Consider the following 19,157-nt stretch of genomic DNA (forward strand, 5'->3'; position numbering starts at 1 on the left):
CTGGCTGGCCATGCGATCGATGGGTGCGCCGGTAGGCGATGCGTTGCTGGCGGGCTTGCTGAGCCGCTTCTCGGTGGGCGCCAGGCACCTGGAAGGGCCCGCCCCGTCCCTGGACGCGCTGCACCGCATGGCCGAGGCCGCTCTGCGCGCGCCGGATCACGCCGGTCTGGTGCCGTTCCGCTTCGCGGCGGTGCGGGGCGAGGCGCGCGAGCGCCTGGCCGACCTGTTCGAGCAGGCCGCTGTTCTGGCCGGGAAAAACCCGGCAGAGGCGTCGCTGGACCGGGGCCGTGCGCTGAACGCCCCGCTGCTGGTGGCGGTGATCGCGCGCATCGACCCCGGCCACCCGGTGGCCACGCTGCACGAACAGTGGATGACCGTGGGCGGCGCGCTCACCAACTTCCTGAACGCCGCGCACGCGCTGGGCTACGGCGGCAAGATGCTCTCGGGTGCCAAGGTGCGCGCCGCACCGGTGGTGGCCGCGTTCTGCGAGCCCGGGGAACAGCTGGTGGGCTGGGTGGTGCTGGGCACGCCGAGCAAGCCGGGTTCGCCCAAATTCAGCAAGCCCGATCCGGTGGCTGTCTTGCGGGACTGGTCGTCTGTCTGATCAGTCCCACCAGGGCAAGAGGCGCTTCATCGCTGCGACCTCGCCGCAATGGTCGGTCGCATAACCGGGCAGGGCGTTCAGCCGCTCCTGCCAGGCCCCGCTGCGCAGGCTTTTCAGCAGGCGCTGCATGGCGGGCTGCTCCAGTGCGCTCTTGAGGCACACCAGCAGGTACCGCTCCTCGGTCAGGGGCACGAAGTCCAGGCCCCGGGATCGCGCCGCGTACTCGGTGCCCAGGCCCACGTCCGCGCTGCCGCTGGCCACGGCCTGCGCCACGGCGGCATGCGAGCTTTCCACGTTGTGGTAGCCCACGACGTCCATGGGCAACAACATGGCCTGCGCCAGCAGCTCGTCGAGCAGCAGGCGCGTGCCGGTGCCGATGGCGCGGTTCACGAAGCGCGCCTGCAGGCGCGAGACGTCGCCGACGTCGTGCAGGCGCAGCGGGTTGTCCGGCGCCACCATCAGGCCCTGCGAGCGGCGCGCGAAACCGATGATCTTGTGCAGTCCGGGCTTGAGCAGCGGCCGGTAGGCGCGCGCACTCAGGCTGCCCGCGGCGGCGAAGGGCTGGGTGTGGAAACCCGCCAGCTCGCAGCGCCCTTCGTTGAGCGCGCGGATCGCGTCCACGCTGCCGCAGAAGCGGATGTCCAGGTGCAGGGGCGGCGCGGCGTTGCCCGCGTGCTGCTGCAGTTCGGTGAGCGCGTGGTCGTGGCTGGCGTAGAGCGTGAGCACATCGGCCGCACTGGCGTGCTGGCCTTCGTCGAAGGCCATGGCGAAGGCGCGCTCCAGCTCGGCGCGCAGGCTCTCCATCTGGGGCCCCAGGCGCGCCTGGGCCAGCCGCTCGGCCATCAGCAGCCGCTCGCCGAAGGGCGTGAGGCGCGCGGCCTGCCCCCGCTCCCAGAAGATCAGCGCCTGCCCCAGGCCGGCTTCCCAGTCCTTCAACTGGCCCCACACGTGGCGGTACGACAGGCCCAGCTCGCGCGCGGCACCCGAGATCGAGCCGCTGCTGCGCACGGCGTGCAGCACGTCCATCATGGGATTGCGCAGCTGCACGGGATGGGACGAGCGCTCCGGCGTCGGTGACGTCAGTGTGTAGGAGAGCTCGATTTTTCGCATGGACGTCGAGTTTGCACCAAACCACCGGCAGCTCCGGCGAGCGGGTGTCCTATGCATTGAATTTCATACCGCGTCATTACGTACTCTCGATTCAGGAGCACACCCGTAAGCTCGGCCGAACATATGAACACATTTTCAGACAGCCTGGCCACGGCGCTGCGGCTGATTCTTTCGGGCGACCCGGGCCTGTGGGCGGTGGTGATGCGCTCCCTGGCGGTCAGCGCCACGGCCTGCCTGCTGGCCTGCGGCCTGGGCCTGGTGCTGGGCGCCTGGCTCGCGGCCGCGCGCTTCCCTGGCCGGGGCGCGGTGCTCACCGTGCTCAACACCTTCCTCGCCATCCCCTCGGTGGTGGTGGGGCTGGTGATCTACCTGCTGCTCTCGCGCTCGGGGCCGCTGGGCTTCCTGGGCTGGCTGTTCAGCTTCCAGGCCATGGTGCTGGCGCAGACGGTGCTGGTGCTGCCGCTGGTGACCGCGCTCACGCGCCAGGTGGTGGAAGACGCCGACCGCAGCCATGGCGAGCAGCTCGCCTCGCTGGGCGCCGGCGCCGCCTTGCGCAGCCTGCTGCTGGCCTGGGACGAGCGCTACGCGCTGCTCACCGTGCTGCTGACCGCCTTCGGCCGTGCCGTGTCGGAAGTGGGCGCGGTGATGATCGTGGGCGGCAACATCGAAGGTTTCACGCGCGTCATGACCACGGCCATTGCGCTGGAGACCAGCAAGGGCGACCTGCCGCTGGCGCTGGGCCTGGGCGTGGTGCTGCTGCTCGTGGTGCTCCTGCTCAACGCCCTGGTGTCGCTGCTGAGCCGCTGGCGCGAGCGCGCCGACGGTGCGGCCAGCGCACCGGCGCCTCTGGTGGCGGCATGAGCGGGCTGCCCATGACCGCGCAACGCGCCGTGGTCCCCGCCCCCTGTTTCGAGTTGCGCGGCGTGCAGGTGCACCTGGGCCCGGCCGCGCGCCTGCAGGCATTGACGGACGTGTTCCTGCGCATTGAAGAGGGCGAGCGCGTGGCGCTGGTCGGGGCCAACGGCAGCGGCAAGAGCACGCTGCTGCGCACCCTGCACGGGTTGCAGCGCCCCAGCGCGGGCGAGCTGCACACGCCCGCGCACCAGCGCGTGGCCATGCTGTTCCAGCGGCCGCACATGCTGCGCATGAGCGCGCGGCGCAACATCCAGCTCGGCCTGTGGCTGCAGGGCGTGCCCGCGCGCCAGACGCGCGCGCTGGCCCTGCAGGCGCTGGAGCGCGTGGAGATGGGCCACCTGGCCGAGCGCAGCGGGCGCGCGCTCTCCGGCGGCCAGCAGCAGCGGCTGGCGCTGGCGCGGGCCTGGGCGCTGCGCCCGGCCGTGTGGCTGCTCGACGAGCCCACCGCCAGCCTGGACCCGCACGCCAAGCGCGAGGTGGAAGCGCTGATCGCCGAGTTCACCGCCGCCGGCCGGCGCGATGTGGCCGGCCAACCCACGGGCAAACCCACCACGCTGGTCTTCAGCAGCCACAACCTCGGCCAGGTCAAGCGCCTGGCCAGCCGAGTCGTGTACCTCGAAAAAGGCCGCCTGCTGGCCGACCTGCCCGTGAACGATTTTTTCAACCACGATCTCCTGCGGTCCCTGTGCCCGCAGGCCCATTTGTTTGTCCAAGGAGAAAGCCTGTGAACACCACCTTCCGCCACCTCACCCTCACCGCCGTGCTGGGCACCGCAGGCCTGCTGGCCAGCGCCGGTGCGCTCGCCCAGAGCATCGTGGTGGCCTCGACCACCTCCACCGAGCAGTCGGGCCTGTTCTCCTTCCTGCTGCCGGAGTTCAAGAAGGCCAGCGGCATCGACGTGAAGGTGGTCGCGCTCGGCACCGGGCAGGCGATCGACATGGCGCGCCGGGGCGATGCCGACGTGCTGTTCGTGCACGACAAGGTGGCCGAAGAGAAGTTCGTCGCCGACGGCTTCTCGGCCGGGCGCCAGGAGGTCATGTACAACGACTTCGTGCTGATCGGCCCCAAGGCCGATCCCGCCAAGACCAAGGGCGACGACATCGTGGCCGCGCTCAAGAAGATCGCCAGCTCCAACACCGAATTCATCTCGCGCGGCGACAAGAGCGGCACGCACGCGGCCGAGCTGCGCTTCTGGAAGATGGCCGACAGCGAGGCCAACAAGGGCACGGGCTACAAGGAATGCGGTTGCGGCATGGGCCCGGCGCTCAACATCGGCGCCAGCAGCGGGGGCTATGTGCTGTCCGACCGCGGCACCTGGCTCAACTTCAAGAACCGCGCCGACCTCGCGGTGCTGGTGGAGGGCGACAAGCGCCTGTTCAACCAGTACGGCGTGATGCTGGTGAGCGCGGCCAAGCACCCGCAGGTGAAAACGGCTGAAGGCCAGAAGTTCGTGGACTGGGTCACCGGCCCGGCCGGTCAGGCGGCGATCGCCAGCTACAAGATCGGTGGCGAGCAGCTCTTTTTCCCGAACGCGGCGAAGTGAAGCGCGATGCACCGCGCCAGCCTGACGGCCGTTGCCCTGGCCATGCTGATCGGCTGTGCCGCTCCTGAGGTGGCGCCGATGAAAGAACCCCTTCAGGTCTACGCCGCCGGCAGCCTGCGCGAGGTGCTCACCGAGATCGCGCGCGATCACGAGGCGCGCACCGGTCAGAAAATCGCGCTGACGTTCGGTGCCTCGGGCTTGCTGCGCGAGCGCATCGAGAAGGGCGAGGGCGCGATGGTGTTCGCCTCGGCCGACACGCAGCACCCGCAGCGCCTCGCCGCTGCGGGCGGCTGGGCGCCGCACACCGTGTTCGTTCGCAACAGCCTGTGTGCGCTGACGCAGGCGAACGTGAACGCCACGCCGCAGACCTTGCTGACCACCCTGCTCAACCCGGCGGTGAAGCTGGGCACGTCCACGCCCAAGGCCGATCCGTCGGGCGACTATGCGTGGGCGTTGTTCCGCAAGGCCGACCAGGTGCGCGCTGGCGCCTACGCGGCGCTCGATGCCAAGGCCCTCAAGCTCACCGGTGGCCCGGATTCGCCCAAGCCACCGGCCGGCCAGGGCACGTACGCCTGGGTGATGGACCAGGGCCAGGCCGATGTGTTCCTGACGTACTGCACCAACGCCGTGGCGTCGCAGAAGGAAGTCCCGCGCCTGAAGGTGGTGCAAGTGCCGGTGGAATTGCAGGTGGGGGCGTCGTATGGCCTCACGGTGCGGCAAGGGGCTCCCGCGCAGGCCGAGGCCTTCGCCCAAGCCCTGCTGGCGCCGCCCGCGCAAGCCACGTTCGCGCGTTACGGCTTTGGAAAGCCCTGACCAAGCCGCCCCGCGCCGGCGCGATCTGCTGATCGCCGCCGGCCTGGGCGCCTGCCTGCCGGCGTGGGCACAAGGCACGCGCAGCGTGGTCGACGGCGCCAACCGGCGCGTCAACGTGCCGGCTCGGGTGCAGCGCATCTTCCCGGCTGGTCCGCCGGCGGCCATCTGGCTCTACACGCTGGCACCCGATGCGCTCATCGGCTGGCCGCGCGCCAACCGCGGCCCAGAGCTCGAATTCCTGTTGCCCGGCATCGGCAACCGGCCCGAGGTGGGGCGGCTCACCGGGCGCGGCAACACCACCAACCTGGAGCAATTGCTGGCCAGCAAGCCCGACCTGATCGTGGACGCCGGCTCCACGCGCAAGACCTTCGTCGAACTCGCCGACCGCGTGCAGGCGCAGACCGGCATTCCGTATGCGCTGCTCGACGGCCGGCTGGAGGCCACGGCGCAGGGCTACACCCTGCTGGGCGAACTCACTGGCCGCACCGACCGCGCAGCGCGGCTGGCCCGCTACACCGCCGACACGCTGCGCACGGTGCGCGAACGCGTGGCGCGCGCGACCGCACAACCCCGCGTGTACTTCGCGCGCGGCCCCGAGGGGCTGGAGACCGGCCTGGGTGGATCCATCAACGTCGAGATGTTCGAGGCCATGGGCATTCGCCACGTGGCCGCCGGCCTGCAAGGGGGCCTGGCCACGGTGTCGATCGAACAGGTGCTGGCCTGGGACCCGGAGGTGATCGTCACCATCGACCAGACGTTCGCGCAGACCGTGCACAACAACCCGCTGTGGCGCGGCGTGAGCGCGGTGAAGAACGCTCGCGTGCACCTCTCGCCCAAGCTGCCGTTCGGCTGGATCGACTTCCCGCCCAGCGTGAACCGCCTGCCGGGCCTGTGGTGGCTGGGCAGCAAGGTGTTTCCCGCGCTGTTCCCCGAGGACCTGGGCGCGATCGCGCGCGATTTCTACCAGCTCTTCTACCAGGTCGATCTCACGCCCGCGCAGGTGCAGCGCGTGCTGGCAGGACGAGAGCAGTGAAACACCCCCGCCGCGCTTCGCGCGACCCCCTCGAGGGGGCGACACCAGCCGTCCGGCAAAGCCGGCCCGGCGGTGTCTCTTGGGCTGTGCTCGTGCTCGTTGCCGGCCTGTTGCTCGCGCTCACGCAGGGCCGCATCGACATACCCTTGTCCGACCTCGCGCAGCTCGTGGCGTCGCTGCTGCAGGGCGACCCCGCGCCCAACGAGCAGGTGCAGACCATCGTGCTGCAGGTGCGCGGGCCGCGCGCACTCGCCGCCCTCGCGGTGGGCGCGGCGCTGGCGGTGGCCGGCGCTGCCTTCCAGGGGCTGTTCCGCAACCCGCTGGTCTCGCCCGACATCCTCGGCGCCTCGGCCGGCGCGGCGCTGGGCGCGGTGCTGGGCATCTTCTTCTCGTTCGGCGTGTTCGGCATCCAGATGGCCGCGTTCGCGGGCGGCCTGCTCGCGGTGGCCCTGGTGTATGGCGTGGGCGCCACCGTGCGGCACGGCGACCCGGTGCTGGTGCTGCTGCTCGCGGGCATCGTCATCGGCTCGCTGCTGGGCGCGGGCATCGGCCTGGTCAAGGTGCTGGCCGACCCCTACAACCAGCTGCCCGCCATGACCTTCTGGCTGCTAGGCAGCCTGGCCGGCGCGCACGCCGACGACCTGCCTTCGCTGATCGGGCCGGTGGCGCTGGGCACGGTGGTGCTGTTGCTGCTGCGCTGGCGCATGGACGTGATGTCGCTGCCCGAGGACGAAGCGCGCTCGCTGGGTGCGCGCACCACCGGCCTGCGCCTTCTGATCGTCGCCGCCGCCACGCTGGTCACGGCCGCGAGTGTGGCGGCCGCCGGCATCGTGGGCTGGGTCGGGCTGGTCGTGCCGCACCTCGCGCGCTTTCTCGTCGGGCCCTCGTTCGTGCGCCTGCTGCCCACCTCGGCCGTGCTCGGCGGCGGCCTGCTGCTGCTCATCGACACGCTGGCGCGCACCCTGGCGCCGGTGGAGATCCCGCTGGGCATCCTCACCGCGCTGATCGGCTCGCCGTTCTTCATCGTGCTGCTGCGCCGCGCTTCGCGAGGATGGACATGACGGTGCCTCTGCTGCACGCCGACGGCCTGAGCGCGGGCTACCCCGGCCGCGTGGTGGGCTCGGGCCTCTCGCTTTCGCTGAAGGGCGGCGAGGTGCTCGCGCTGCTCGGCCCCAACGGCTGCGGCAAGACCACGCTGCTCAAGACCGTGCTCGGGCTGCTGCCCGCGCTGGCGGGTTCGGTGCGCCTGCAGGGCCGCGCGCTTGCGGCCTGGCCATTGGCCGAGCGCGCATGCGTGGTGGCCTATGTGCCCCAGGGCCAGGCCAGCACCTTCGGTTTCACCGCGCTCGAGATGGTGCTGATGGGCCGCACCTCGCACCTGGGTCTGATCGCGCGGTCTGGCGCGAAAGACCGCGCCATCGCGTTGCAGGCGCTGGAGCGCCTGGGCATCGCACACCTGGCCGCGCGCTCGGTGCACGAGGTCAGCGGCGGCGAACGCCAGCTGGTGCTGATCGCCCGCGCGCTGGCGCAGCAGCCGCAGGCCGTGCTGCTCGACGAACCCACCGCCAGCCTGGACTTCGGCAACCAGGGCCTGGTGATGCGCGCCATCCGCGGCCTGGCGCGCGAAGGCCTGGCGGTGCTGTTCACCACGCACGACCCCAACCAGGCCTTGCGCTGCGCCGACCGCGCGCTGCTGATGCGCGAAGGCCAGGTGCTGGGCGAAGGCGCGGTGGGGCAGGTGATCGAGGCCGAGGGCCTGCGCGCGCTCTACCGCGCGGGTGTGCACCAGGTGGACGACGCGGGTGGCGGTCTGCCGGTGTTCCTGCCGGCGTTCGAGCCCGATCAGGCCACGAAGCGGTAGCCGATGCCGGTCTCGGTGATCAGGTGGCGCGGCATCGAAGGCTGTGCCTCGATCTTCTTGCGCAGGTTGGCCATGTGCACGCGCACGTAGTGCGAGTCCTCCAGGTGGCCGGGGCCCCACACGGCCTTGAGCAGCTGCGCGTGCGTGATCACGCGGTCGGGCTGCGAGGCCAGGTGTGTGAGCAGCTTGTATTCGATGGGGGTGAGGTGCAGCGCCTCGCCCGCGCGCTCCACCACGCGGCGCACGAGGTCGATGCGCACCTCGCCGAACACGATCTGCGGCGCGCCGCCCGGCGTCTGCTGCTGGTGGCGGCGCAGCTGGGCGCGCACGCGCGCGCCGAGTTCGCCCGCGCCGAAGGGCTTGACAAGGTAGTCGTCCGCGCCCGCGTCGAGTGCGGCGATCTTGCTGGCTTCGGCGCTGCGCGCCGAGAGCACGATCACCGGCATGGCCGACCACTGGCGCAGCTCGCGGATGAGGTCCACGCCATCGCCATCGGGCAGGCCCAGGTCCAGCACCACCAGATCGGGCCGGCGCGTGCCGGCCTCGATCAGGCCGCGCTGGTAGTTCTCGGCCTCGTGCACGGTGTGGCCCTCGGCCTCCAGCGCCAGGCGCACGAAGCGGCGGATGTGGGCCTCGTCTTCGACGATCAGGATCTGGCTGCCGGCGGTGCTCATGGCGGGGGCGCGTCCTCGGTCTGCGTGCCCAGGTCGGCGGGCGGTGTGCCCCGGGGCAGGGTGATGACGAAGCGGGCGCCCGACACGGCACCGCCCGACTCGCGGTTGTGGCCCTCGATGGTGCCACCATGCGCCTGCACGATGGCGCGGCAGATCGCCAGCCCCAGGCCGACGCCGGGCAGGGCGCTCTCGCGCTGGCCGCGTTCGAACTTCTCGAACACGCGCGCCTCGTGTCCCTTGGGCAGGCCGGGGCCGTGGTCGTCGACCAGGATCACCACGCTGTCGCTGCGCTCGCGCGCGGTGACCTGGATGGCGCTGCCCGCCGGCGTGTATTTGGTGGCGTTCTCCAGCAGATTCACCAGCACGCGTTCGATCAGCACCGTGTCCAGGTGCAGCAGGGGCAGGCCGTCAGGCAGGTCCACGCGGATGTCGCGCCCGGCCAGCAGGGGCCCGCAGGCGGCGAGGGCGCTGCCCACCACCTCTTCCAGCGGTTGCCAGGCGCGGTTGAGCTGCACCGCGCCGGCCTGCAGGCGGGCCATGTCGAGCAGGTTGTTGACCAGGGCGTTCATGCGCTGGGCCGATTGCCGCATGGCGCCCGCCACCTCGCGTTGCGCCTCGCTGAGCGCGGGCGGCGTGAGTTCGAGCGCGTCGGCCAGGCCCACCAGCGAGGCCAGGGGCGTGCGCAGGTCGTGCGAGATCGCCGAGAGCAGCGAGTTGCGCAGCCGCTCGGACTCGATCTGCACCGTGCTGCTCTGCGCCACCTCGATGTAGTGGATGCGCTCGAGCGAGATGGCCAGCAGCGAGGCGCAGGTCTGCAGCAGGCGGCGCTGTTCGATGCCCCAGGGACGCCCGCCGGGCGGCTCGATCACCAGCACGCCGCGCACTCGCATGGGCGCTTTCAGGGGCAGCACCAGGCAGGCGCTGGCGGGCAGGGTGTCGGTGCCGCGCCCGGCTTCCTCGCCGCGCTCGAAGGCCCATTGCGCCACCGCGGTGTCCACTGGCGCGCTGCCGCCATCGAGGGCCTGCAGCCGGTCGTGCTCGTCGGCCACCAGCAGCGCCGACCGCGCACCGAACTCGCCGGTGAGAAAACGCGCGCCGATCTCGGCCACTTGCGCGGCCAGCAGCGCGGCCGAGAGGTCGCGCGACATGTCGTACAGGCTGCGCACGCGGTGCTCGCGCTGCGTGGCGGCCTCGGCCTGCTGCTTGAGGCCGGCCGTGAGCTGGCCCACCACCAGCGCCACCACCAGCATCACGCCGAAGGTGACGAGGTACTCCACATCGCTCACCGCGAAGTCGTGGAAGGGCGGCACGAACAAAAAGTCGAACAGCCCCACGCCCAGGAAGGCGGCGAGCACGGCCGGCCCGCGCCCCAGCGCCAGGGCCACGCCGACCACCACGAGCAGGAACAGCATGACGATGTTGCTGCGCTCCAGCAGGTCGCGCAGCGGCATTGCGAGCAGGGCCATGAGCAGGCAGATGGCGGCGGCCCAGAGGTAGCCGCGCCAGCGGCCCTCGCCGGGTTCGGCGCGCGCGGCAGGCGCGGCGTCGGCGGGCGCCGCCGGCAAGCCGACTTGCACCAGGTCCAGGTCGTCGGCGCGCTCGGCCACCCGCTCGGCCAGGCTGCGCTGCCAGGGCCAGCGGCGCGCGCGGCGGCGGCCGAGCACCAGCCGCGCCAGGTTGTGTTCGCGCGCGTGGCGCACGAGGGCGGTGGCGGTGTCCGTGGAGGACAGCGTGGCGGTGCTCGCGCCCAGCGATTCGGCCAGGCGCAGCGTGCGCTGCGTGGCCTCGGCCATCGGGTGCCCCGGGGTCTCCACGTGCACGGCGTGCCAGGGCACGTCGAGCTGGGCGGCCATGCGCGCCGTGCTGCGCACCACCTTCTCGCCGTGCGCGCCCGGCCCCACGCCGGCCAGCAGGGCCTCGCGGTTGGGCCAGACAGGCTTGTCTGCACCGCCGCGCCGGTAGGCGCGCATCTCGTCGTCCACCCGGTCGGCGGTGCGGCGCAGCGCGAGTTCGCGCAGCGCCAGCAGGTTGCCCTTGCGGAAGAAGTTGGCCGCCGCGCGTTCGGCGCGCTGGTCGTCGCCTTGCGGCAGGTAGACCTTGCCGGCCTTCAGTCGCTCCAGCAGTTCATCGGGCGGCAGGTCGACCACCACCACCTCGTCGGCGCCGTCGAAGAAGCGATCGGGCACGGTCTCCCAGACGCGGATGCCGGTGATGCCGCTGACGATGTCGTTGAGGCTCTCCAGGTGCTGCACGTTCATCGTCGACCACACGTCGATGCCAGCCGCCAGCATTTCCTCGGCATCCTGCCAGCGCTTGAGGTGGCGTGTGCCCGCCACATTGCTGTGGGCCAGTTCGTCGAGCAGCACGAGGGCCTGCCCGGGGTGCTGCTCCCCGAAGGCCAGCGCGGCATCGAGATCGAACTCGTGCAACTGGTGGCCCCGGTAGGCCACGGCCTGGAGCGGCAGGCGCGGCAGGCCGCGCGCAAGCGCCTCGGTCTCGGGCCTTCCGTGCGTTTCCACCACGCCGATGGTGACCGGCGTGCCCTGGAGCAGGGCCGCGCGCGCGGCCGAGAGCATGGCGTAGGTCTTGCCCACGCCGGCCGAGGCGCCGAAGAAGATCTTCAGGCTGCCCCGGCGCGCGCGGGCTTCTTCCTGCTGCACCCGCGCAAGCAGGGCATCCGGGTCGGGGCGGGAGGAGTCGGGCATGGGGTGGCGGGGCCGGCGCGTCAGGAAGGGTCGCGCGGGTGGCTGCCATTGTCGCCCGAGCGGCGCTTGCGCTGCCGGGGGCGCTGCGCCCCGCGCGCCACCAGCCACCAGGCCAGCAGCAGGGGCAGCACGATGGCCCCGAACGCCAGCACTGGCTCCAGCCAGCCGCCGTTCATGGCCGCTGCGCGTCGAGCGCGAGGTTGAGGGCCAGCACGTTCACGCGCGGCTCGCCCAGGAAGCCGAACAGGCTGGTCTCGGTGTGCTGCTCCACCAGCGCGTTCACCTGCCCGGGGGCGAGGCCACGAGAGCGCGCCACGCGCGCCACCTGGTAGCGCGCGCCGGCCAGGCTGATGTGCGGGTCCAGGCCGCTGGCGGAGGCGGTGACCAGGTCCACCGGCACCGGCGCCGTGTTGCCCGGGTCGGCCGCGCGCAAGGCGTCGAGGCGGGCCTTCACGGCCTCGGCCAGCGCGGGGTGGTTGGGGCCGAGGTTGGAGCCGCTGGAGGCGCTGGCGTTGTAGGCCATCGGCCCGGTGGCCGAGGGGCGGCCCCAGAAGTGCCCGGCCTGGGCGAAGGGCTGGCCGATGAGCTCGGAGCCCACGGCCTGGCCCTGGCGCTCGATCAGGCTGCCGTTGGCCTGGTGGGGAAACACCGTCTGCGCCACGCCAGTGACGAAGAAGGGGTAGAGCAGACCGGTGACCAGGCTCAGCAGCACGAACAGCACGAGGGCCGGGCGCCACACCGGCTCGGTATCGGTGGGAGATGGGGATGGGGTGGTGGTGGGGTTCATGGCAAATCCTTGGGGGTGTTCAGGCGAAGCCGATGGCCGAGAGCAGCAGGTCGATGGCCTTGATGCCGATGAAGGGCACCACGATGCCGCCCAGGCCGTAGAGGGCCAGGTTGCGGCGCAGCAGCGAGGCCGCGCCGACCGCGCGGTAGCGCACGCCCTTGAGCGCCAGCGGGATGAGCACGACGATGATCAGCGCGTTGAAGATCACCGCCGAGAGAATGGCCGAGTCGGGGCTGGCCAGTTGCATCACGTTGAGCGCCGAGAGCTGCGGGTAGGTGGTGACGAAGGCCGCGGGCACGATGGCGAAGTACTTGGCGATGTCGTTGGCGATGCTGAAGGTGGTGAGCGAGCCGCGCGTCATCAGCATCTGCTTGCCGGTCTCCACGATCTCGATCAGCTTGGTTGGGTTGCTGTCGAGGTCGACCATGTTGCCGGCCTCCTTGGCGGCCTGCGTGCCGGTGTTCATGGCCACGGCCACGTCGGCCTGGGCCAGCGCGGGCGCGTCGTTGGTGCCGTCGCCGGTCATGGCCACCAGCCGGCCCTGCGCCTGGTGTTCCCGGATCAGCCTGAGCTTGGCCTCGGGCGTGGCCTCGGCCAGGAAGTCGTCCACGCCGGCCTCGGCGGCGATCGCCGCGGCGGTCAGGCGGTTGTCGCCGGTGACCATCACGGTCTTGATGCCCATGCGCCGCAGCTCGGCGAAACGCTCCTTGATGCCGCCCTTGACCACGTCCTTGAGCTCGACCACACCGAGCACGCGGTCGCGCTCACTCACCACCAGTGGCGTGCTGCCGCGGCGCGAGACCTCGTCCACCGTGGCCTGCACGTGGGAGGGGAAGGCGCCGCCCAGCGACTCCACATGCCGGCGGATCGCGTCGGCCGCGCCCTTGCGCAGCGTGCGGCCTTTGCCATCAGGGGATTGCAGGTCCACCCCGCTCATGCGCGTCTGCGCGGTGAAGTGCACGAAGCTCGCACCCAGGGCTTCCACCTCGCGCTCGCGCAGCTGGAACTTCTGCTTGGCCAGCACCACGATGCTGCGGCCTTCGGGCGTCTCGTCGGCCAGCGAGGCGAGCTGCGCGGCGTCGGCCAGGGCAGCCTCCTGGACGCCGGGCGCCGGCAGGAAGGTGCTGGCCTGGCGGTTGCCCAGCGTGATGGTGCCGGTCTTGTCCAGCAGCAGCACGTCCACGTCGCCGGCGGCTTCCACCGCGCGGCCCGAGGTGGCGATCACGTTGGCCTGCATCAGCCGGCTCATGCCGGCCACGCCAATGGCGCTGAGCAGGCCGGCGATGGTGGTCGGGATCAGGCACACGAGCAGCGCGACCAGCACCACCAGGCTCACCGGCTGTCCCGCGCCACTGGCTTGCACGCTGAAGGACGAGAAGGGCAGCAGCGTGGCGACCACGCCGAGGAACACGATGGTCAGCGCCACCAGCAGGATGGTCAGCGCGATCTCGTTCGGCGTCTTCTGCCGCTTGGCGTTCTCCACCATCGCGATCATGCGGTCCACGAAGGTCTCGCCGGGGTTGACCGAGACGCGCACCACGACCCAGTCGGACAGCACGCGCGTGCCGCCGGTCACGGCCGAGAAGTCGCCACCCGATTCGCGGATGACCGGAGCTGACTCGCCGGTGATGGCGCTCTCATCCACCGAGGCCACGCCGTCGATCACCTCGCCGTCGGCCGGCACCGTGTCACCGGCCTCGACCAGCACCACGTCGCCCTTGCGCAGGTTGTCGGCTTCCAGTGGCAGCCACTTCATGGCCGTGCGGGGTGTTTGGCGGTCGTAGCTGCCCTCGAGCTTCTTGGACCAGGTCTGGCGCTTGAGTCCGCGCAGCGCGGCGGCCTGTGCTTTGCTGCGGCCTTCGGCCAGTGCTTCGGCGAAATTGGCGAACAGCACGGTGAACCACAGCCAGAGCGCCACCGCGATGGTGAAGCCCTCGGGCCGGGCGAAGGCGAGCGCGGTGGTGAACGCGCTGCCCACGTAGACGACGAACATCACGGGGTTGCGGCGCTGCACGCGGGGGTCGAGCTTGCGCACGGCGTCGAGCAGGGCCGGGCGCACCAGCGCCGGGTCGAACAGGGTCAGGGTTGTGCGGGTCATGGTGATGAGGCTTTCAACGGGCCCACAGCAGCAGGTGGTCGGCCACCGGGCCGAGCGCCAGCGCGGGCACATAGTTCAGGAGGCCGACCAGCAACACGGTGCCGATCAGCAGGGCCACGAACAGCGGGCCGTGGGTGGGCAGGGTGCCGTCGGTGGCGCTGGCGCGCTGCTTGGCGGCGAGCGAGCCGGCCATGGCAAGCACCGGCACGATCACCCCGAAGCGGCCGAACACCATGGCCAGGCCCAGCAGTACGTTGTAGAACGGCGTGTTGGCCGACAGGCCGGCGAAGGCGCTGCCGTTGTTGTTGGCGGCCGAGGTCAGGGCATACAGCACCTCGGTGAAGCCGTGCGCCCCCGGGTCCTGGATGCCCGCGCGCCCGGCGCCGGCCATCACCGCCACCGCCGTGCCCACCAGCACCAGCAGGGGCGTGACCAGGATGGCGATGGACACCATCTTCATCTCGTGCGCCTCGATCTTCTTGCCCAGGTAGGCCGGTGTGCGCCCGATCATCAGGCCGGCGATGAACACCGCCATGATGGCGAACACCAGCATGCCGTAGAGGCCCGCGCCGACGCCGCCGAACACCACCTCACCCAGCTGCATCAGCACCAGCGGCACCATGCCGCCCAGGGGCGTGAAGCTGTCGTGCATGGCGTTCACCGCGCCGCAGCTCGCGGCGGTGGTGACCACCGCGAACAGGCTGGAGGCGTTGATGCCGAAGCGCACTTCCTTGCCCTCCATGTTCCCGCCGGATTGCAGGGCCGTGGTGGCCTGGTCCGCACCGAGCGAGGCCAGAACCGGGTTGCCTTGGTGCTCGAAGGTGGTGGCTGCGACCACGAAGGCCACGAACAGCACCGTCATCGCGGCCAGCACGGCCCAGCTCTGGCGCCCATCGCCCACCATGCGGCCGAACACGAAGCACAGCGCGGCCGGTATCAGGAAGATGGCCAGCATCTGCATGAAGTTGGACAGCGCCGTGGGGTTCTCGTATGGGTGCGCGGAGTTGGCGTTGAAGAAGCCGCCGCCGTTGGTGCCCAGCATCTTGATCGCGAGCTGCGAGGCCACCGGCCCCATGGCCAGCGTCTGCGTCGCGCTGCTGTGCGCCTCGGTGAGCGCCGGCTGGCCTTCGGCGCCGGGGGTCGAGGTTTCCCAGGTGACGGTCTCGACCGTCTTCACCTCGGTGTAGGGCGAGAGGTTCTGGATCACACCCTGGCCCGCGAAGAACACCGCCAGCACCAGCGACAGCGGCAGCAGCACCCACAGCGTGGCGCGCGTCAGGTCCACCCACACGTTGCCGATGGACTGGGCCGAATGGCGCGAGAAGCCGCGAACCAGCGCGACCACCACCACGAGGCCGGTGGCGGCCGACAGGAAGTTCTGCACCGTGAGGCCCACCATCTGGGTGAGGTAGCTCATGGTGGACTCGCCGCCATAGCCCTGCCAGTTGGTGTTGGTCATGAAGCTGATGGCGGTGTTGAAGGCAGAGTCGGGCGTGACCGCGCCGAAGGCCTGCGGGTTGAGCGGCAGCACGCCCTGCAGGCGCTGCAGCGCGTACACCGCGAGCAGGCCCAGGCCGTTGAACACCAGCAGGCCCAGCGCGTAGCGCAGCCAGCCGGATTCACGCTCGGGCCGCACGCCTGCCAGGCGCCACAGCGGTGCCTCCAGGCGCTGGCCGAGCGCGAAGCGGCCGGCCATCACCGCATCGATCGCGCGCGCCAGCGGCCAGGCCAGCGCGAGCAGCAGCGCGAGGAACACCGCCAGTTGCAGCCATGCCATCGCGCTCATGAGAAGTCCTCCGGCCGCAGCAGCACGGCCACCAGGTAGATCAGCAGCCCGCCCGAGAGGGCGGCCGCCAGCAGGGTCCAGCCGCTCATAGGAGTACCTCCGCGCGACGCGCTGCGGTGCGAGCTGGCTTGGGGCGGCCCGGCGCGGCGCTCATGGGCGCCCCCCGCCAGTGGGTTGCAGGCGCTGGCAAACCAGTGCCAGGCCCCAGACGAGCAGGCCGCAGGCAGCGGCCAGGCCGAGGTAGATGAAGTCCATGGGGTTCTCCGTTCAAGACAGTCCACCGATGCTAGGAACGGGGGCGTCAAGACGGGCGCAAGACTGCGCGGGCCGGCATCAAGAAAGCATCAAGACCGGCGGTTGGGCTTGTCGCATTTATGGCCTATGCTGGCGTGGCGCGCCTCCGCACTGGCCAGGCGGGCCTTTTTCAACGGAAACAAGGAGAACACCATGGGATTTTTCAGCAACATCCTCGAGAAGCTCGGCATGTCCAAGGCCGCGGAGGCCCCGGTCATCACACCGCCCACCGTGCCCACGGCGCCTGCTGACGCACCGGCGCCCGCACCGGCTGCCGCGCCCGCCGTCGCATCGATCACCATGGTCGACGTGATGGCCTTGATGGAGAAGAAGGCGGCCGCCAACCCGCAGAAGCTGAACTGGAAGACCTCCATCGTTGACCTGCTCAAGCTGCTGGATATCGACAGCAGCCTCGAGGCGCGCAAGGCGCTCGCCAAGGAGCTGTATTGCCCCGACGAGCTGATGGGCGATTCGGCCAAGATGAACATGTGGCTGCACAAGAACGTGCTGGCCCACATCGCCGCCAATGGCGGCAACGTGCCGAAGGAACTGTTCAGCTGATCGGCTGAACCGGTGCCGCAGAAACGCCCCGCTTGCGGGGCGTTGTCGTTTCAGGCATGAAAAAGCCCCGCCGAAGCGGGGCTGCGGAGCCAGGCCCGGGAGCTTCAGGGCACGATGTTGAGCTGGTACAGCGCGTAGAAGTTGGCGTACTCCCGCCCAGCGACGTCGCGGGCGGAGAGGTGCAGGCCGCTCAGGCGCGAACCCTCGGCGAAGGTCGGGCCGCCGTTGAAGCAGTGGTCGTCCGTCACGCTCTGCGGCGAGCAGGCCACGACGGCCTGGCGCGCCGTCGATCGCACCTCGACCGAATCGGTGAAGTTGGCGTTGCTGCCCGTGCGCGGCGAGCGCCCGAACATCGTGATCTGCGTGGGGGGCAACTGGCCCGTGCCCACACTCCAGCCGTTGCCGCCGCCTTCGGTGGAGATGTCGCCGGGGTCGCCGGCGACGAACACGATCTGTCCCGCGTCCTGGACGCCGGCCGGCTCGGTGCCCGACCGGATTTCGGCGATCAGGGCCGGCGTCAACTGCGCGAGACCTTGCGTGCGCAGCTCGGCGATGGTGAGGGCGCGGGCGCGGTTCTTGTAGTACTGCACCTCGGGCACCGTGGTGTCGTCCTGCGGCGTGGCCGGGTCGTCGACGTTGAGGTAGTACTCGAACCGCCAGCTGCCCTGTGACTTGGCGCTGGCCAGGCTGGCCTCGGTGCGGTCCGGATCGGCCACGAAAAACAGCGTGGGGTCGACGTTGCGCGGATGCGGCCGCGACGTGTTGCCATCCACATACTCGCTGCGCAAGCGGACGAAGCTGGTGCCGGAGACCACCGGCCCGGGCTTGACCAGCCCCAGGAAACTGGAGTTGCCGCTCGGTTGCAGGGTGAGGACCGAACCGGTCGGCGTGGTCACGACGACGCGGTTGAAGAGCGGACCCTGGTTGCCCGGGCGCTGGCGGTTGGCCACGTCCAGCACGTAGCCGGTGCTGAAGTAGTCGTAGGCTTCCTGGTCCAGGCTGATGAAGTTGCGCCGCTGCTGGTAGGCCGCGACGCGGCCGGGGAAGCGGTACTGGTTGCCGATCAGCCGCAGCTTGCCGTCCACCGTGCTGGTGCGCAGCACGAAGCTGTCGTAGGACTCGCTGCCGTCAGGGCCGGTGGTCTTGTAGCCAACGACGATGTCCTTGTCGGCGTTGTCGCGGGTGAATTCGTAGTTGCCCTGGCTGAACACGACGCCGACGGCGTTGGGGTTGAAGAGGCTGGCGAAGGCGCCGCTGCTGCCCACGGTGCCGCCGTTGTTCCTGAAGAGTGCGGGGTCGTTGTTGTGGAACACGTCGAGGCAGGCGGCCGCCAGCACGGTGCTGGGCGCCGTCGCGCGCTGGTTGGCCGGCAGGGCATAGCAGGCGGTCAGCGCTTGAAGGAACTGGGTGATCTTCGCGGAGGTGCCTTCGGCGATGAGCGTGGTCGGATCGATCGCTGGCAAGGGCGCGACGGTCGTCGTGTTGCTGCTGAAGCTCAGGCTGGTGGGTTGCTGGCCGTCGGCCACTTCCTGCTTGACCGAGATCTCGATGTTGGTGGTGGTCGAGCTGGCCGGCAGGAAGGTGATGTTGACCGAATCCAGCAGGCGGTCGTAGCCGGTGCCATCGGTGCTGAAGGTGCCCGTCAGCGGATTGAAGCCGGTCGTGCTGGTGGCCGTGAGCAGCGGGGCCAGGATGGCCTGCACCTCGGTCACGGTGGCGGCCACGGCCTGCGCCGAGATCACGGCATTGCCCGCGGCCAGTTCGCCGGCCAGCTTGCCCGGGTCACCGGAGGGCGACAGGCGCGAGGCGATGAGCGTGGTGATCGGCGTGATGTTGGCGGTGGTCGCGCTGGCCGACGGGATCACGCTGACCAGCGTCTGGACCGCGCCGTTGGCGTCGGTGCGGTTGGCCACCAGCACGAACGGCGCCACGGCCGCCGCGTCCAGCGTGATGCTGTAGCTGCCGTTCGTGCCGACGGGCTGGCTCTGGCCCACGGTGACGCCGCGGCTGTCGACCACGGTGATGACGGCGCCTGTGAAGGCCGCGCCGGTGGCGGCCACGCCGCTGACGGTGAGGCCCACCGGGGCCGTGACGGTGCCGCCGCCACCGGCGCCCGAGTTGACGCCGCTGCTGCCGCCGCAGCCCGCCAGCGCCAGCATCAACAAGCCCGTGAGGGCATACCGTCTGTGGTCGTTTCGCATGCAATCTCCATGTGTTTGTGGGACAGTGGCCCGGGATCCCTGGACCCGGGCATCGGCATTGGAGGTCTGGTGGCGACAAATTGCATCCCATGAACATGGGGTTCGAGGCGTTCCAGGCCTGCGCGGTGTGCCGCTTTGCACGGTCGGCGCCCGCTTTCTGGGTATGCTCGAA

18 protein-coding genes are annotated in these 19,157 nt (G+C 70.7%); 9 read left to right on the forward strand and 9 right to left on the reverse strand.

Annotated features, from left to right (window positions below; genetic code table 11):
* Nucleotides 1–10: 10 nt before the first annotated feature.
* A complete protein-coding gene (locus ACODTB_RS21020) occupies nucleotides 11–604 on the forward strand; it encodes a nitroreductase family protein (protein WP_291113200.1) in 594 nt (197 codons plus the stop codon).
* Here ACODTB_RS21020 and ACODTB_RS21025 read toward each other — a convergent pair whose 3' ends face one another.
* Entirely contained in the window at nucleotides 605–1,714 is a 1,110-nt protein-coding gene (locus ACODTB_RS21025) for a substrate-binding domain-containing protein (RefSeq protein ID WP_488929705.1), read from the reverse strand.
* A 123-nt stretch (nucleotides 1,715–1,837) separates the two neighbouring features.
* On the opposite strand from ACODTB_RS21025, the gene ACODTB_RS21030 reads away from it, so the two are divergent.
* The 7 genes from ACODTB_RS21030 to ACODTB_RS21060 all read left to right on the forward strand — a co-directional run bounded on the left by ACODTB_RS21030 (nucleotide 1,838) and on the right by ACODTB_RS21060 (nucleotide 7,879).
* Nucleotides 1,838–2,575: an ABC transporter permease gene (locus tag ACODTB_RS21030; RefSeq protein WP_291119030.1), complete on the forward strand. Its 738-nt coding sequence runs from the start codon at nucleotides 1,838–1,840 to the stop codon at nucleotides 2,573–2,575.
* Between the two features lie 11 nt (nucleotides 2,576–2,586).
* Nucleotides 2,587–3,357 (forward strand): ATP-binding cassette domain-containing protein, encoded by a 771-nt coding sequence (locus ACODTB_RS21035; RefSeq protein WP_488929706.1) that lies wholly within the window; start codon nucleotides 2,587–2,589, stop codon nucleotides 3,355–3,357.
* Nucleotides 3,358–3,389: 32 nt separating this feature from the next.
* Nucleotides 3,390–4,172: an ABC transporter substrate-binding protein gene (locus tag ACODTB_RS21040; RefSeq protein WP_291119153.1), complete on the forward strand. Its 783-nt coding sequence runs from the start codon at nucleotides 3,390–3,392 to the stop codon at nucleotides 4,170–4,172.
* Between the two features lie 6 nt (nucleotides 4,173–4,178).
* Entirely contained in the window at nucleotides 4,179–4,985 is an 807-nt protein-coding gene (locus tag ACODTB_RS21045; RefSeq protein ID WP_291119036.1) for a molybdate ABC transporter substrate-binding protein, read from the forward strand.
* On the forward strand, nucleotides 4,972–6,018 hold the full coding sequence (locus ACODTB_RS21050; RefSeq protein ID WP_291119038.1) for an iron ABC transporter substrate-binding protein: 1,047 nt from the start codon (nucleotides 4,972–4,974) through the stop codon (nucleotides 6,016–6,018). Before ACODTB_RS21045 ends, ACODTB_RS21050 begins: the two co-directional genes overlap by 14 nt.
* Nucleotides 6,019–6,104: 86 nt before the next feature.
* Nucleotides 6,105–7,079, forward strand: coding sequence for a FecCD family ABC transporter permease (locus tag ACODTB_RS21055; protein WP_488929707.1), 975 nt, complete (start codon nucleotides 6,105–6,107; stop codon nucleotides 7,077–7,079).
* On the forward strand, nucleotides 7,076–7,879 hold the full coding sequence (locus ACODTB_RS21060; RefSeq protein ID WP_291119042.1) for an ABC transporter ATP-binding protein: 804 nt from the start codon (nucleotides 7,076–7,078) through the stop codon (nucleotides 7,877–7,879). Before ACODTB_RS21055 ends, ACODTB_RS21060 begins: the two co-directional genes overlap by 4 nt.
* Here the strand turns inward: ACODTB_RS21060 and kdpE are convergent.
* Genes kdpE through kdpF form a run of 7 tightly spaced genes read right to left on the reverse strand, consistent with a single transcriptional unit; the run spans nucleotide 7,861 to nucleotide 16,018 of the window.
* Nucleotides 7,861–8,553: a two-component system response regulator KdpE gene (kdpE, locus tag ACODTB_RS21065; RefSeq protein ID WP_291119045.1), complete on the reverse strand. Its 693-nt coding sequence runs from the start codon at nucleotides 8,551–8,553 to the stop codon at nucleotides 7,861–7,863. The genes ACODTB_RS21060 and kdpE overlap by 19 nt on opposite strands.
* Nucleotides 8,550–11,258 (reverse strand): DUF4118 domain-containing protein, encoded by a 2,709-nt coding sequence (locus tag ACODTB_RS21070; RefSeq protein WP_291119048.1) that lies wholly within the window; start codon nucleotides 11,256–11,258, stop codon nucleotides 8,550–8,552. The genes kdpE and ACODTB_RS21070 overlap by 4 nt, the downstream gene beginning before the upstream one ends.
* 20 nt (nucleotides 11,259–11,278) lie before the next feature.
* On the reverse strand, nucleotides 11,279–11,434 hold the full coding sequence (locus tag ACODTB_RS21075) for a hypothetical protein (RefSeq protein ID WP_291119051.1): 156 nt from the start codon (nucleotides 11,432–11,434) through the stop codon (nucleotides 11,279–11,281).
* Entirely contained in the window at nucleotides 11,431–12,045 is a 615-nt protein-coding gene (kdpC, locus tag ACODTB_RS21080; protein ID WP_291119052.1) for a potassium-transporting ATPase subunit KdpC, read from the reverse strand. The genes ACODTB_RS21075 and kdpC overlap by 4 nt, the downstream gene beginning before the upstream one ends.
* A gap of 19 nt (nucleotides 12,046–12,064) precedes the next feature.
* Nucleotides 12,065–14,143 (reverse strand): potassium-transporting ATPase subunit KdpB, encoded by a 2,079-nt coding sequence (gene kdpB / locus ACODTB_RS21085; protein WP_488929708.1) that lies wholly within the window; start codon nucleotides 14,141–14,143, stop codon nucleotides 12,065–12,067.
* Nucleotides 14,144–14,156: 13 nt separating this feature from the next.
* On the reverse strand, nucleotides 14,157–15,929 hold the full coding sequence (gene kdpA, locus ACODTB_RS21090; RefSeq protein WP_291119057.1) for a potassium-transporting ATPase subunit KdpA: 1,773 nt from the start codon (nucleotides 15,927–15,929) through the stop codon (nucleotides 14,157–14,159).
* Nucleotides 15,926–16,018 carry a K(+)-transporting ATPase subunit F gene (kdpF, locus tag ACODTB_RS21095; protein WP_291119061.1) on the reverse strand — a complete coding sequence of 31 codons (93 nt, stop codon included), beginning with the start codon at nucleotides 16,016–16,018 and terminating at the stop codon, nucleotides 15,926–15,928. The genes kdpA and kdpF overlap by 4 nt, the downstream gene beginning before the upstream one ends.
* A 358-nt stretch (nucleotides 16,019–16,376) precedes the next feature.
* On the opposite strand from kdpF, the gene ACODTB_RS21100 reads away from it, so the two are divergent.
* Nucleotides 16,377–16,784: a DUF3597 domain-containing protein gene (locus ACODTB_RS21100; RefSeq protein ID WP_291119064.1), complete on the forward strand. Its 408-nt coding sequence runs from the start codon at nucleotides 16,377–16,379 to the stop codon at nucleotides 16,782–16,784.
* Between the two features lie 104 nt (nucleotides 16,785–16,888).
* On the opposite strand, the gene ACODTB_RS21105 is transcribed toward ACODTB_RS21100, so the two are convergent.
* Nucleotides 16,889–18,985, reverse strand: a complete 2,097-nt coding sequence (locus ACODTB_RS21105; protein ID WP_291119066.1) for a hypothetical protein — start codon at nucleotides 18,983–18,985, stop codon at nucleotides 16,889–16,891.
* Nucleotides 18,986–19,157: the final 172 nt, after the last annotated feature.

The organism is Hydrogenophaga sp. FG152 (genome assembly GCF_057809615.1).